Annotated in this window: 13 protein-coding genes; 2 read left to right on the forward strand and 11 right to left on the reverse strand. The window is 62.6% G+C overall.

All coding sequences use genetic code 11. The features are described from left to right. Window positions 1-39 precede the first annotated feature (39 nt). Window positions 40-1,377, reverse strand: coding sequence for an aspartate aminotransferase family protein (locus GVK32_RS13580; protein ID WP_159868550.1), 1,338 nt, complete (start codon window positions 1,375-1,377; stop codon window positions 40-42). Between the two features lie 180 nt (window positions 1,378-1,557). Here GVK32_RS13580 and GVK32_RS13585 point away from each other — a divergent pair, with 180 nt between their 5' ends. Continuing rightward, complete coding sequence (locus GVK32_RS13585) at window positions 1,558-2,322, forward strand: SDR family NAD(P)-dependent oxidoreductase (RefSeq protein ID WP_041144502.1); 765 nt, start codon at window positions 1,558-1,560, stop codon at window positions 2,320-2,322. A 50-nt stretch (window positions 2,323-2,372) separates the two neighbouring features. On the opposite strand, the gene GVK32_RS13590 is transcribed toward GVK32_RS13585, so the two are convergent. From GVK32_RS13590 to GVK32_RS13605, 4 genes are read right to left on the reverse strand one after another with little or no spacing between them, the layout of a single operon-like run. Next, window positions 2,373-3,134, reverse strand: a complete 762-nt coding sequence (locus GVK32_RS13590; RefSeq protein WP_159868553.1) for an amino acid ABC transporter ATP-binding protein — start codon at window positions 3,132-3,134, stop codon at window positions 2,373-2,375. Next, window positions 3,127-3,792 carry an amino acid ABC transporter permease gene (locus GVK32_RS13595; protein ID WP_128878819.1) on the reverse strand — a complete coding sequence of 222 codons (666 nt, stop codon included), beginning with the start codon at window positions 3,790-3,792 and terminating at the stop codon, window positions 3,127-3,129. Before GVK32_RS13595 ends, GVK32_RS13590 begins: the two co-directional genes overlap by 8 nt. Before the next feature lie 13 nt (window positions 3,793-3,805). Next, window positions 3,806-4,447: an amino acid ABC transporter permease gene (locus GVK32_RS13600; protein WP_041144499.1), complete on the reverse strand. Its 642-nt coding sequence runs from the start codon at window positions 4,445-4,447 to the stop codon at window positions 3,806-3,808. 47 nt (window positions 4,448-4,494) lie between these two features. Beyond that, complete coding sequence (locus tag GVK32_RS13605) at window positions 4,495-5,349, reverse strand: transporter substrate-binding domain-containing protein (RefSeq protein WP_159868556.1); 855 nt, start codon at window positions 5,347-5,349, stop codon at window positions 4,495-4,497. 326 nt (window positions 5,350-5,675) lie between these two features. Here GVK32_RS13605 and GVK32_RS13610 point away from each other — a divergent pair, with 326 nt between their 5' ends. Beyond that, window positions 5,676-7,142 carry a PLP-dependent aminotransferase family protein gene (locus GVK32_RS13610; protein WP_159868559.1) on the forward strand — a complete coding sequence of 489 codons (1,467 nt, stop codon included), beginning with the start codon at window positions 5,676-5,678 and terminating at the stop codon, window positions 7,140-7,142. A 28-nt stretch (window positions 7,143-7,170) separates the two neighbouring features. Here the strand turns inward: GVK32_RS13610 and GVK32_RS13615 are convergent, their stop codons facing one another. The 6 genes from GVK32_RS13615 to GVK32_RS13640 are packed head-to-tail and all read right to left on the reverse strand — an operon-like array spanning window position 7,171 to window position 13,529. Further along, window positions 7,171-8,439 carry a Zn-dependent hydrolase gene (locus GVK32_RS13615; RefSeq protein WP_159868562.1) on the reverse strand — a complete coding sequence of 423 codons (1,269 nt, stop codon included), beginning with the start codon at window positions 8,437-8,439 and terminating at the stop codon, window positions 7,171-7,173. Then, on the reverse strand, window positions 8,429-9,613 hold the full coding sequence (locus GVK32_RS13620; protein WP_159868565.1) for an amidase: 1,185 nt from the start codon (window positions 9,611-9,613) through the stop codon (window positions 8,429-8,431). The genes GVK32_RS13615 and GVK32_RS13620 overlap by 11 nt, the downstream gene beginning before the upstream one ends. Window positions 9,614-9,632: 19 nt before the next feature. Further along, window positions 9,633-10,643 carry an ABC transporter ATP-binding protein gene (locus GVK32_RS13625; RefSeq protein ID WP_159868568.1) on the reverse strand — a complete coding sequence of 337 codons (1,011 nt, stop codon included), beginning with the start codon at window positions 10,641-10,643 and terminating at the stop codon, window positions 9,633-9,635. After that, on the reverse strand, window positions 10,633-11,676 hold the full coding sequence (locus tag GVK32_RS13630) for an ABC transporter ATP-binding protein (RefSeq protein WP_159868571.1): 1,044 nt from the start codon (window positions 11,674-11,676) through the stop codon (window positions 10,633-10,635). Before GVK32_RS13630 ends, GVK32_RS13625 begins: the two co-directional genes overlap by 11 nt. A gap of 3 nt (window positions 11,677-11,679) precedes the next feature. Next, window positions 11,680-12,573, reverse strand: a complete 894-nt coding sequence (locus GVK32_RS13635) for an ABC transporter permease (protein ID WP_159868574.1) — start codon at window positions 12,571-12,573, stop codon at window positions 11,680-11,682. Between the two features lie 2 nt (window positions 12,574-12,575). Next, complete coding sequence (locus GVK32_RS13640; protein ID WP_159868577.1) at window positions 12,576-13,529, reverse strand: ABC transporter permease; 954 nt, start codon at window positions 13,527-13,529, stop codon at window positions 12,576-12,578. Window positions 13,530-13,536: the final 7 nt, after the last annotated feature.

Raw genomic sequence — 13,536 nt, forward strand, 5'->3', positions numbered from 1 at the left:
CGTAAACGCCTTATCCGGGAAGCGGCCGCGGCGTCTGTTCTACTCCGCCAGAGCGGCAAAGCGGGCGAATACCGCGTCAAAAATAGCCAGCCCTTTAGCAACCTGCTCCGCGCTGATGGTGCACGGCGGCACCACGTGGATGCGGTTTTCCACCACGAAGGCCAGCAGGCCGGCTTCGGTTAATGCGCCCTTGATCGCCGCCATATCGGAGGCCGCCAGCGGCGTTTTGCGCGCGCGGCTGCTGACCAGCTCCAGCGCCTGGAACAGCCCGCGCCCGCGCACCTCGCCGATGATAGCGTGCTTCTGCGCCAGCGCCTCCAGCCCCTCGCGCAGTACGCCGTTGCCAATCGTCGCCGCATTTTCGACGATCTTTTCCTCTTTCATCGCGTCGATAGTGGCCACGATGGCCGCCATCGCCAGCGGGTGGCCGGAGTAGGTCAGACCGCCGGCAAAGAAGTGGTCGTCAAAGTGGCGGGCGATCGGCTCGCTAATCAGCACTCCACCCGCGGGCACGTAGCCGGCGTTAACCCCTTTGGCGAAGGTCACCAGATCCGGCACAATCCCATCCTGCTCAAAGGCAAACCAGCTGCCGGTGCGGCCAAAGCCGGCCATCACTTCATCGAGGATCAGCACGATGCCAAACTCGTCGGCCAGCGCCCGCACGCCCTGCATATAGCCATCCGGCGGCACGAGGATCCCGGCGGTGCCCGGAATAGACTCCAGCAGGATCGCGGCAATCGCGCCGGGACCTTCGCACTCGATCATTCTGCGCAGGTGCGCCAGCGCGCGCTGGCACTCCTCCTCTTCGCTGGTGGCATTGAATTCGCTGCGGTAGAGGTACGGGTTGAAGAAGTGAACGTGGCCGCGCGAATACTCGTTCGGCACCCGGCGCCAGTCGCCGGTGGCGGCAATGGCGCTGCCGGTATTGCCATGATAGGAGCGGTAGGCGGAGAGCACCTTATCGCGCCCGGTATACAGCCGCGCCATGCGGATCGCGTTTTCGTTGGCGTCCGCGCCAGCGTTGGTAAAGAACACCTTGCTAAAGCCCTCCGGCGCCAGCTCGACGATGCGCTTCGCCGCTTCGCCGCGCGCGAGGTTGGCGGTAGCCGGCGCGATGGTCACCAGCTCCTCCAGCTGCGCCTTCATCGCCGCCAGCACCCGTGGATGCTGATAGCCGATATTGACGTTGACCAGCTGGCTGCTGAAATCAAGGTACGTTTTACCTTCGTAATCCCACAGCTCGCAGCCTTTGGCTCCGGCAATCACCAGCGGGTTCAAATTGCCCTGCATCGACCATGAGTGAAATACATAAGCGCGATCCAGTTGGCGTACGTCATCGTTGCTTACCGATACATCGTCTTGTAGTGCCAGCTTCATACCCTGCCCCTCTGATGGCGTTGTTGTTGTCACTATCATTGGGCGCATTGGCGAAAAAGGGATAGAGCCAGTGCGCGGCAGGCGATGTGACACGGTGTCACATCGCCGCATGACGACTGGCCCTGTGCGCGCCCGCCGCCGGTTTTTATAGTGGGTGAACCAGGCACACAGGAGAATGAAATGACGACCAACAACGTGGTATTTATTACCGGGGCAACCTCGGGTTTTGGCGAAGCGGCGGCGCAGGTTTTTGCCGAGGCCGGCTGGTCGCTGGTGCTTAGCGGCCGCCGTCTGGCGCGGCTGGAGAAGCTGAAGGATGCGCTGAGCCAGAAGGTGCCGGTGCATATTATCGAGCTCGACGTGCGCGACAGCGACGCGGTGGAGGCGGCGGTGGCCGCGCTGCCGGCGGACTTCGCCGATATTAAAACCTTAATCAACAATGCCGGGCTGGCGCTGGCGCCGCAGCCGGCGCAAAAGGTTGACCTGCAGGACTGGAAAACGATGATCGATACCAACGTCACCGGGCTGGTCAACGTCACCCATGCGCTGCTGCCGACGCTGATTAAGCACGGCGCCGGGGCCTCGATTATCAACATCGGCTCGATCGCCGGCCAGTGGCCCTATCCGGGCAGCCACGTCTACGGCGCAAGCAAGGCGTTCGTGAAGCAGTTCAGCTACAACCTCCGCTGCGACCTGCTGGGGACCGGCGTGCGGGTCACCGACCTCGCGCCGGGGATCGCCGAGACCGAATTCACCCTGGTTCGCACCAAAGGCGACCAGGCGGCATCCGATAACCTCTATCGCGGCACCACGCCGCTGAGCGCGCAGGATATTGCCGGGCAGATGTTCTATATCGCCACCCTGCCGGATCATATGAATATCAACCGCGTGGAGGTGATGCCGGTACGTCAGGCATGGCAGCCGTTCGCTATCGATCGCGATTAAAGCAGCGTATTGAGAAAGCCCGGTCGGCCAGCCGACCGGGTTTTTTAACGCTAGCGGCTGCTCTGCAAAAACTGCCGCACCCGCTCGGAGTCCGGGTTTGTGAAGAACTTCTCCGGCGGCGCTTTCTCGATCAGCAGCCCCTTCTCCAGAAACACCACCTCGTCGGAGACCTGGCGGGCAAAGTCCATCTCGTGGGTCACCACCACCATGGTGTAGCCCTCGGCCGCCAGCGCTTTCATCACTCCCAGCACTTCGTTGACCAGCTCAGGATCCAGCGCCGAAGTGGGTTCATCGAACAGGATCACCTCCGGCGACATGGCCAGCGAGCGGGCAATCGCCACCCGCTGCTTCTGCCCGCCGGAGAGGGTGATCGGCCAGGCGTCGGCCTTGTGCGCCATGCCAACCTTCTCCAGCTGGCGCAGGGCTATCTCGTTGGCTTCGCCGCGCTTCATGCCCTTTACGTGCAGCAGGGCTTCGCTGACGTTCTGCTGCACGGTCAGGTGCGGCCACAGGTTAAAGCTCTGGAAGACCATACCCACCCGCTCTCGCACCTTCGACAACTGACGGTGGGACATCGCCCGGCCGCTGCGTTCATCGACCCCGAGGCGCAGGCCGCTGATATGGATCTCGCCGCGATCCGGCTGCTCCAGCCAGTTCATGCAGCGCAGCAGCGTCGATTTTCCGGAGCCCGACGACCCCAGAATGCTGACCACCGAGCCTTTTTCAACCGTCAGGTTGATGTCGCGGAGCACTTCAATATTATCGAACTGTTTGGAGACGTTTTTAATGCTGACAGCGGTTGAATCAGGCATGGCTCATTCCTCTTTTCGCTCCCCAGGCGCTCAGCCGCTTAACCAGCAGCTCCAGCAGAATGCCGATCGCCCAGTAGAGCGCAATGGCGACGATAAACGCGTTGAACGGGATAAAATAGGTCGCCTGGACGCTGTTGGCGGCGGCGGTAATTTCCTGGACAGTGATAATGCTCAGGAAGGCGGTATCTTTCAGGCAAATAATCAGCTGGTTTCCCATCAGCGGCAGCGCCGACGAGACGATATTGGGCAGAATAATGCGGGTAAATATTTTGTAGCGCGAAAAGCCCTGGGCCACCGCCGCCTCAATATAGCCGCTGGAGAAGACCCGCCGCTGGCTGCGCAGTATTTCAAAGAAATAGGCGCCATGATAAATAATCAGCGCCACCAGCCCCGCCGTCCAGGCCTCGAGGCTAATACCGATTTCCGGCAGTCCGTAATAAAGCAGATAGGCGAGAATTAAAAACGGAATGGCCCGCATCAGGCTGACGAAGCCAATAATGAGCCGGTTAAGGAACTTCTTCTGATATTCGCTGAGATAGCACAGCGCAATCCCGATAAATAAACCGGCCAGCGCCGCGATGATAAAGAGCTCAAGGGTGGCAAGCAAACCGGCAATAAAGCTCTCGCGCACCGACCAGATAACGGCCCACTGATTCATAGGATCTCCTGTTTTAGCGCGCCAGGCGTTTAGCTTTGCGTTCCGCCATACTCTGCAGCTTCAGCAGCAGCCCGATAATGACCACATACAGCAGCCCCGCGGCGAGGATCGGCGATAGGGGTTCGTAGGTCACCGAGGAGATGCGGTTAGTGACGCGGGTCAGATCCACCACCCCAATCACCGCAATCGCCGGGCTGCCTTTGATCAAAAAGGACATTTCGTTCACCAGCGCCGGCAGGCTCTCGATCCACATTTGCGGCAGCATAATGTAGCGGAAGTAGGTCCAGCGCCGCATGCCGACGGACTCGGCGGCCTCGCGCTGGTCGCGGGGGAAAGTGCGAAACGCGTTGCGCCAGATCTCGGCGTTAAAGGCCGAGGTATTCAGCGTCAACGCCACGATTGCCGACAGGTTCTTATCGAGGTTAATCCCCATCGTCGGTAGCGAAAGGAACAGAAACAGCACCAGCGTCACCAGCGGCGTGGCGCGGGCGAGGCTGATATAGACAACCAGCAGCTGGTCGACAAGCGGAATTCGCATCATCCGCACCAGGGCGATCAGCAGGCCAATCACCACCCCGAGGGCGATGGCGATGGCCGAAATCCAGAGGGTCGTCCACGCGCCTTCAATCAATAACTGCCAGGAAATTGCATCCATGTGGCCCTCCTTCGCATCAACAGGCGGCGGTTGCCCGCCGCGACGTGTTACAGACCCGCTAGCTTATGGAACTGCTCAGGACTGGTTATCGCCTCCGTCGGGAGGTTATCGTAGGTCTCGCCAAACCATTTTTTCTGCAGCTCAGTCAGACGCCCCGTTTCACGCATATGGTTGATAAATTTGGTCATATAGGCCAAAAGCTGCGGTGAGTTTTTAGGAATAGGCCACGCCATATAGCCCGGACCGGACACCGCCAGCCCTTTGGCAAAGACCTTGGGCTTCGACTTCGCCAGGTCGTTTACCGAAATCACCACGTTAATCACGTAGTCAAGGCGCTTGTTGGCGAGATCCGCATAGGCTTCCGGATAGGAGGGATACTCCACCACCGGCCCAAGCTTGCCGCCGGTTTTCTCCAGCATCGCTTTCAGCTCCGGCAGTCGCGCCAGCAGCGCACTACCGGCCTGCAGGCCGACCTTTTTGCCGCTGAGGGCAGCGATGGTGTCGAGGGAGTTGTCCCCGGCGCGTTTCACGAAGTAGTGCTGGGCCGACGCCCACGGCGGAGTGAAGTCAAACACCTTCAGCCGGTCATCGGTAATCACCGCGCCGGTAAGAGCCATATCGTACTGGCCGGTTGAGACCGCCGCCAGCAGGCCGGTCCACGGCAGGATGCTCTGGTCAACGTTGAATTTCGCGTATTTGCGTAACTCATCGAGCATATCTTTGTTAAACCCATCCGCCTGGCCGTTATTCATAAAGTTAAAAGGCGCGTAGTCATCCTCGGTCGCAACCTTCAGGGTGCCCGATTTTTCTATTGCCGGAAGATCGGCGGCGGCGGCGGCATGCCAGGAAAAGGCCATTGCCATAACGGCACCCAGACAAACTGAACCCAATAATTTTTTCATCAATCTACCCCTTATTAATTCGCCAGACTGGTTCACTCCGGAACACGGAAAGGTTTTGCAAAATATGTGCCGACGGACGTTCCGATCCGCAACTGATGAATATTTAATTTAAACCGCCCCATCGGGCGACTATTGTTGCCACCAGATTAAGCACTGCCCGGGGCCAAAATGGCCGATAAAATAGCCCGATGAGGTCGGTTCTTACTGTAGGGAGCGTTTTCAATTTCCCCATAGAGCCAGATTCGCCGCGCAGATGTGTCAGACATTTTCAGGGTGGTATGGAGTTTGCAGCATGTCCGATACCCTATTTGCGTAAGGAGCTGAGCATGATTCGTCACCTTTTACACGTCGATTTCGACCCGCATCGCGGGCTGCAGGAACAGGTGCGAGAGACGCTGATTGACGCCATTCTGAGCGGCTTCTTCGCCGCCGATACTCCGCTCCCTTCCTGCCGTCAGCTGGCCAGCCAGCTGCGGGTCTCGCGCAATACCACGGCGCTGGTTTTTGAAAGCCTGGTCAACGAAGGCTATCTCATCAGCCGGCCGCGCAGCGGGTTCTATCTGCACCCGGACTATGCGCAGCCCGCCGCCGGCGCCGCCGTGCAAAGTGCACCGCAGGACGAGGCCGCTGCACCACGCTGGGGCGCCCGGCTGCAGATGACGCCCAGCCAGCAGGAGTCGATTCTCAAACCCGCCGGCTGGATGAACTACCGCTATCCGTTTATCTACGGCCAGCCGGATACCCGCCAGTTTCCGCTGGCCACCTGGCGCTCGGCGGCCAACTGGCTGCACGGCGGCGTGCGCGACCCGGCGTGGGTGGTCGATCATGTTGACCAGGACGTGCCGATGCTGATTGAGCAAATCCGCACCCGGGTGCTGCCGAAGCGCGGGATTGTGGCCGCTGCGGATGAAATCCTGATCACCCTCGGTTCGCAGAACGCGCTCTACCTGCTCACCCGCCTGCTGATGTCCTCCACCACTCGGGTCGGCGTGGAGAATCCCTGCTTTCGCGAGGCGATCAATACCTTCCTGCTGGCAGATGCCGACATCGTGCCGCATCCGGTGGATGACGAAGGGATTGTGCTCAACGAGGCCCCCTGCGATTACTACTACGTGACGCCCGGCCATCAGGTTCCCACCGGCGTGGCGATGAGCAAGGCCCGGCGCAGCCAGCTGCTGGAATACGCCGCGCGCCACGACGCGGTGATCGTGGAGGATGATTACGATTCGGAGAGTAACTTTATGCTCAACCCGCTGCCGGCGCTGAAGGCCAGCGATCGCAGCGGGCGGGTGGTGTACGTCAGCAGCCTGTCAAAAGCGCTGTCGCCGGGGCTGCGCCTGGGCTTTATGGTGGCCGACCCGGATCTTATCGACGAGGCGCGGGCGCTGCGGCGCCTGATCTATCGCCATCCGCCCACCAATATTCAGTATCAGATGGCGCACTTCCTCGCCCAGGGGCACTATGAAACGCACCTGCGGCGCTACCATTACGACTCGGCCCAGCGCTGGGATCGGCTCAATAGCGCCCTGCAGAACCATCTCCCGGAGTGCCGGATCATCCCCGGCAGCGAGTACGCCAACGCCTTTTGGCTGGCGACGCCGGAACATATCAATACCCAGCAGCTCACCTGGCGCGCCGCCCATGCGGGGGTACTGATTGAGCCCGGCGCGCGCCATTTTCTCAGCGACGCGCCGCCGGATAACTTCTTTCGTATGGGGTTCCACGCCATCAACCCCGACGCCATCGAGCAGGGGGTTGAGGTGCTGTGCGGCCAGCTGGAGCAGATGGGGTAGCCCGGCAAAGGGCTACCGTTGCGCAGGACTATACCGCCCGGGCGTACTGCAGCATCACCTGCAGCAGCACGTTAGCGCCGGCGGTGACGTGCTCCGGCGAAGCGTACTCGATTTCGTTATGGCTGATGCCGTCCTTGCAGGGGATAAAGATCATGCCGGTGGGCGCCAGATAGCTCATGTAGACCGCGTCATGCCCGGCGCCGGAGACGATCTCGCGGGCCGGATAGCCCAGCCGCTGGGCCGCTGCGGCAATCGCCGCCTGACACTCGGCGTGGAACGGCGCCGCCGGATAGTGGCTGACCTCCTTCAGCGCCACCGCCAGGCCGCTCTCCTGCTCGACTTTGGCGATAAACTCCCGCAACTGGCGGTCCATCTCATCCACCAGCGCGTCGCTGAGGTTGCGCATATCAATAGAGAAGGTCACTTCGCCCGGCACCACGTTGCGGCTGTTGGGATAGACCTGCACCCGGCCCACGGTCCCGCGCCCCTCTTCGCTGCGCCCGGCGATCGCCACCACCTCCTGCATAATGTGGGTTGCCACCTGCAGGGCATCTTTGCGCAGGCGCATCGGCGTCGGCCCGGCGTGTGACTCCTGGCCGCTGACCACGCAGTCGTACCAGCGAATGCCCAGCACGCCCTGCACCACGCCAATCACCTTCTCTTCGGCTTCGAGGATCGGACCCTGCTCAATATGCGCTTCAAAATAGGCGCCGATCGGCCGCTCCCCCGGCGTCTGGCTGCCGATATAGCCAATGCGCGCCAGCTCTTCGCCCACCGTTTTCCCTTCCGCGTCCTGTACGGCATAGATCTCTTCCAGCGCAAACACGCCGGCAAAGACCCCGGAGCCCATCATCACCGGCACAAAGCGCGAGCCCTCCTCGTTGGTCCAGAACACCACTTCAATCGGCGCTTCGGTTTCGATCTCAAGATCGTTGAGCGTGCGCACCACCTCCAGCGCCGCCAGCACGCCGTAGTTGCCGTCAAACTTGCCGCCGGTGGGCTGGGTATCGATATGGCTGCCGGAAACAATCGGCGGCAGCTGCGGGTTACGCCCTTCCCGGCGCATAAAGACGTTGCCGATTTTATCCACGCTGACGCTCATCCCGGCCGCTTTCGCCCAGCCGATCACCAAATCCCGCCCCTGCCTGTCGAGATCGGTTAAGGTCAGACGGCAGCAGCCGCCTTTCGGCGTCGCGCCAATCTCCGCCAGCGCCATTAACGAATCCCACAGCCGTTCGCCGTTGACCCGACCGGCGTCAATCCCGGCAACCGGGGTAAAAAGGACATCACTGCTCATGGTCTTCTCCTTGCACAAATGCGGCGGCCAGCTCCACCAGCAGACGATCGCTGCCGCGCGGCCCCAAAAATGAAATACCCAGCGGCAGGCCGCCCACCTGGGCGACCGGCAGGGTCACCTGCGGGCGCCGGGTCATCACGGAAATCAGCAGCAGATCGTGCGACAGGCGGCGTACCGCCTCAATTTCAGCGGCCTGCGCCGTCAGCAGCGGCGCACCGTCTGGCACCGTCGGCAGCACTAAGATGGCCTCGCCCAGCTGCCGATCCCACCAGTCGCTGAAGCGGGCCCGCAGCTGGCAGGCGCTGTCGAACTGTGCCGCCGTCACCGCTTTTCCCCACAGAAAGCGCTCGCGCACGTCCGGCCCCAGCTGCAGCCCGTAGCGCTCAATCGTCTCTCCCTGCGCCTGCCAGGCTTCATAGCCCTGGATCTGGCGGAAGGCGAGATAGATCTCGTCGACGTCCGGCAGCGGCGCGCTGAGCGAGGCGATTTCGCCAAAAGCGCGGCCCAGGCGCTGGCGTACCGGCAGCAGCGCCTGCTGGCTGCGCAGCGGCAGGCGCGAAAACAGCGCCTCGTGGCTGGTCAGCCTGACGCCATCTACCGCCGGGCGCTCGCCGCCGAGCAGGCATTCGGCGACGGCGCGAAAGACCTCCGCCGAGCGGGCAAAGAAGCCGCAGGTGTCCATGGTGGCGCACAGCGGCTGGCAGCCGTCGAGGGAGATCCCCCCGTGGCTGGGGCGCAGGCCGAACAGCCCGCAGTAGCTCGCCGGCGTGCGCACCGAACCGCCGGTGTCGGTGCCGAGAGCAAAATCGCAGACCGCACTGGAGACCGCCGAGGCCGACCCCGAGGAGGAGCCGCCGGGAATATGATTCGGCGCCGCGCCGTTGCGCGGGGTGCCGTAATGCACGTTGTGGCCGCTCATCGAATAGGCCAGCTCGCTGGTGTGGGTTTTACCCATAAAGCGAGCGCCGCTATCCAGCAGCCTCTGCACGACCGGCGCGGTGCGGCTTTTAATCCCCGAGAGCGCCAGCAGATGCGGATTGCCGCCGCCGGTCGGGTAGCCCGCCACGTCGAACAGACCTTTAACCGCAAAGGTCATGCCGCTCAGCGGCCCGCCGTGCGCGTGCGGCACCAGGTGCGGCGGATAGGGCATAAACGCGCGAATATCATCCTGCATGCTTGTCTCCTTAATTAATTCAGGCGTACTGCGCCGGGCTCTCGACGCTGGCGGCCAGCTCCCGCCAGCGATGGCAGCTCACCACGTGGCGCTGGCCAGCCTGCTCCGTCGCCGGCTGGCTTTGCCCGCAGGCCGCCCTCGCGTGGGGACAGCGCTCGGCAAACGCGCAGCCCGCCGGCAGGCGCGCCAGATCCGGCGGCGAACCGGGGATGCAGCGCAGGGCATCGCCTTTTTTAAGCCCCTCTTTCGGGCGGCTGCCCAGCAGAACCTGGGTATAAGGGTGGCGCGGACGGTAGAGAATATCCTCCATCGACGCCTCTTCGACGATGCGCCCGGCGTACATCACCGCCACGCGGTCAGCAATCTCCACCGCCGCGCCGATGTCGTGGGTAACAAAGATAATCGACAGGCCGCGCTCCTTTTGCTGCTCGCGCAACAGGATCAGGATCTGGATCTGCACCGTCGCGTCGAGGGCGGTAGTCGGCTCATCCGCCAGCAGCAGCTGCGGGTTGCACGACAGCGCAAGGGCGATCATCGCCCGCTGGCGCATCCCGCCGGACATCTCGTGGGGATAGGCATCCAGCCGCCGCTCGGGGCTCGGAATGCGCACCTGGCGCAGTGCCTCCAGCGCCCGCTCTCTTGCCGCCTGGCGCGAAAGCCCTTCATGGCGGCGCAGGCCTTCGACGATCTGCTGCCCGACGGTATAGACCGGGTCGAAGGCCAGCAGCGGCTCCTGAAATATCATGGCGCAGCGCGCGCCGCGATAGCGCCGCAGCCGGGAAGCGTTCATCTCCAGCACCGCTTCGCCATCCACCCGCAGGGTTCCGGAAAGGACGCTGCTTTTAGGCGGATGCAGGCGCATCAGCGCCCTGAGGGTCACGCTTTTTCCGGAGCCGGACTCGCCAATCAGCGCCAGCACCTCGCCCTTTTGCACATCAAAAGAGACGCCGTTGACCGCATTGATCGTCTGACCGTCGCGGCGGAACTCAACCCGCAGATCGCGGATATGGACAAAGGCTTCATGCGACATGGCGCACCTCCCGTACGGTGACAGCGTGATGCCAGGGCGACGCCGGCTGCGCCATCAGGCAGGCGCTTTGGTGCCCCTCCCCCACGCTTTCGAGAGTGGGTTTCACCTCGGCGCAGACCGCTCTGGCGTGCGGGCAGCGCGTATGGAAGCGACAGCCCGCCGGGGGGGAGATCGGGCTGGGCGGATCGCCGTTGAGCGGCGAGGTCAGGGTGCGGTTTCGCGGGTCCATCGACGGCATCGAACTCAGCAGCGCCCGGGTATAGGGATGGGCCGAAGCGGTAAACAGCTGCTCCGCCGGCCCGATTTCCACCACCTCGCCGAGATACATCACCAGGATCCGGTCCGACAGCCAGCGCACCACGTGCAGGTCGTGGCTGATAAATACGTAGGTCAGCTCCAGCGTGCGCTTCAGCTCCTGCAGCAGCTGCAGCACCTGCGCCTCCACCGATTTATCCAGCGCCGAAACCGCTTCGTCGAGGATCACCAGCCGCGGCTTCATCGCCAGCGCGCGGGCGATATTCACCCGCTGGCGCTGGCCGCCGGAGAGCTCGTGCGGATAGCGGTGGGCGAAGCGCCCCGGCTCAAGGCCCACATGCGCCAGCAGATAGCGCGCGTACTCGCTGGCCTCCTTCGCGCTGACGCCGTGCACGCGCTGGCCGAAGGCGATACTCTCTTCCATGGTCATCCGCGGGTTGAGTGAAGCGTAGCTATCCTGAAACACCATCTGCACCTGGCGACGGTACTCTTTCATCGGCAGGCGGGAGGAACCCACCTCCAGCCCGTCGAAAACCAGCTCCCCGCGATCCTGGTTCAGGAGCTGCATCAGCAGCCGCGCGGTGGTTGATTTCCCGCAGCCCGACTCCCCGACGACGCCCAGCGTTTCACCTTTGACCACCGTAAAGCTGACGTCATCCACCGCCTGCACCACTTCATGTCCCTTTCCGCCACCGGCGCGAAAGTACTTCAACAGATTGTTGACCTGCAGCAGCGGCTGGGCTGGGCCGCCGAGGTCAATATTGACAAAAGGTTGCATCGTTTACTCCTTGATCGCCATCGCCGCGCGCAGGCGGTCGGCGAGGATATTGAACGAAATGGAGGTGATAAAAATCATCAATCCCGGCAGGGCCGCCACCCACGGCTGGGTGTAAATCGCCGTGCGCAGCGTGTTGAGCATCAATCCCCACTCCGGCTCGGGCGGACGCACGCCGAGGCCGAGGAACGAGAGCCCGGAGGCGAGGATCATGCAGACCGAAATTAAACCGGTTGAGAAGACGAAGATCGGCCCCAGCACGTTGCCCAACACCTGAACGCGGATAATGGTCAGCGCGCTGGCCCCGGTTGCCCGGGCGGCGTCGATATAGTCCATGTGCCGCACCTGGGCGGTGACGCTTTCGGCAATGCGCGCCACCTGCGGGACGAACACCAGCGTTAACGACAGCAGCGCGTTGCCGATGCCGGCGCCCAGCGCTCCGGAAAGCGCGATCGCCAGCAGCACCGAGGGAAAGGCGTAGAACACGTCGACGGTGCGCATGATGAAGGTGTTGGTTTTGCCGCCCGCGTAGCCGGCAACGATGCCGATGGCGCCGCCGATGAAAAAGGCGAAGACTACCGGGACAATCCCCATAAACAGCGACAGCCGGGTGCCGAGGATCAGCCGCGACAGCATATCCCGGCCCAGCTCGTCGGAGCCCAGCGGGAAGCCATCGGTGCCAATCGGCTTCAGGCGCAGAAACATCGACGTCTGGTAAGGGTCTTTCGCGATCAGCCACGGGCCAAACAGCGCCAGAATGAGCAGCAGTAGGATGATTGACCCGACCGCCACGCCGCCGGGATCGCGCAGCAGGCGGCGGAATACGCCGCGCCAGTAGCCCTGGCGGGCGGGGATGGCCACAGACGCGGGTCGCACTTTTGTCGTCAAGGTATCCACCATGGTTAGCTCCTCTTAATGCGTGGGTCGAGGGCGGTTTGCAGCATATCCACCAGCAAATTGAGCAGCACGAAGAACAGCGCCAGCACCCAGATGGTGCCCTGCAGCAGCGGCAGATCGCGCTGGAAGATAGCGGTGTTGAGCAACAGGCCGGTGCCCGGCCACGAGAACACCGTTTCCACCAGAATCGAGCCGCCCATCAGATAGCCCACCTGCAGCCCCATCACCGCCAGCGCGGTGGGGGCGGCATTTTTCACCACGTGGAGGAAAATGCGCGATTCGCCAAGGCCACGGGCACGCAGCCCGACGATAAACTCCTGGCTGAGAATATCGGCAACCTGCGAGCGCACGGTGCGGGCGATGATCCCGGTCGGGATCACCGACAGGGTTACCGCCGGCAGCAGCATAAACTGCAGATGCTGCCAGTCCCACTGCCAGCCGATTTCGCCGATCGGCCCGCCGCCGGTGGCGGGTAAAACCGCCAGCTTGACGCTAAAGGCGATCACCAGCAGCATTCCCAGCCAGTAGTGCGGCACGCTGACGCCAAACACCGACAGCACCGATGCCAGGCGATCGATGATGCTGTTGCGAAAATAGCCGGCGACAAAGCCGAACAGGCTGCCGAGCACGAAGCCGATAATCGTCGCCAGCAGCGCCAGGCGCAGGGAGTAGCTGACGGCGGTCATCACTTCGCCGATCACCGGGCGTCCGGTGGCGACCGACATCCCGAGATCGCCGTGCAGCGCTCGCCACAGCCAGTGAACGAACTGCAGCGGCAGCGGTTTATCAAAACCGTAGGCCTGCATCAGCGTCTGGCGCAGCGCCTCCGAGGCGTCCGGCGGCATCACCGACACCAGCGGATCCCCCGGCGCAATCTGCACCAGCATGAAACAGATTACCGCCACGCCGAGCATGGTCGGCACGGCCAGCAGAACGCGGTACAGCAGCGTATTGATCATCTTTGGC

The organism is Klebsiella sp. 18074, from assembly GCF_902705905.1.
Lineage (GTDB): Bacteria > Pseudomonadota > Gammaproteobacteria > Enterobacterales > Enterobacteriaceae > Klebsiella > Klebsiella terrigena.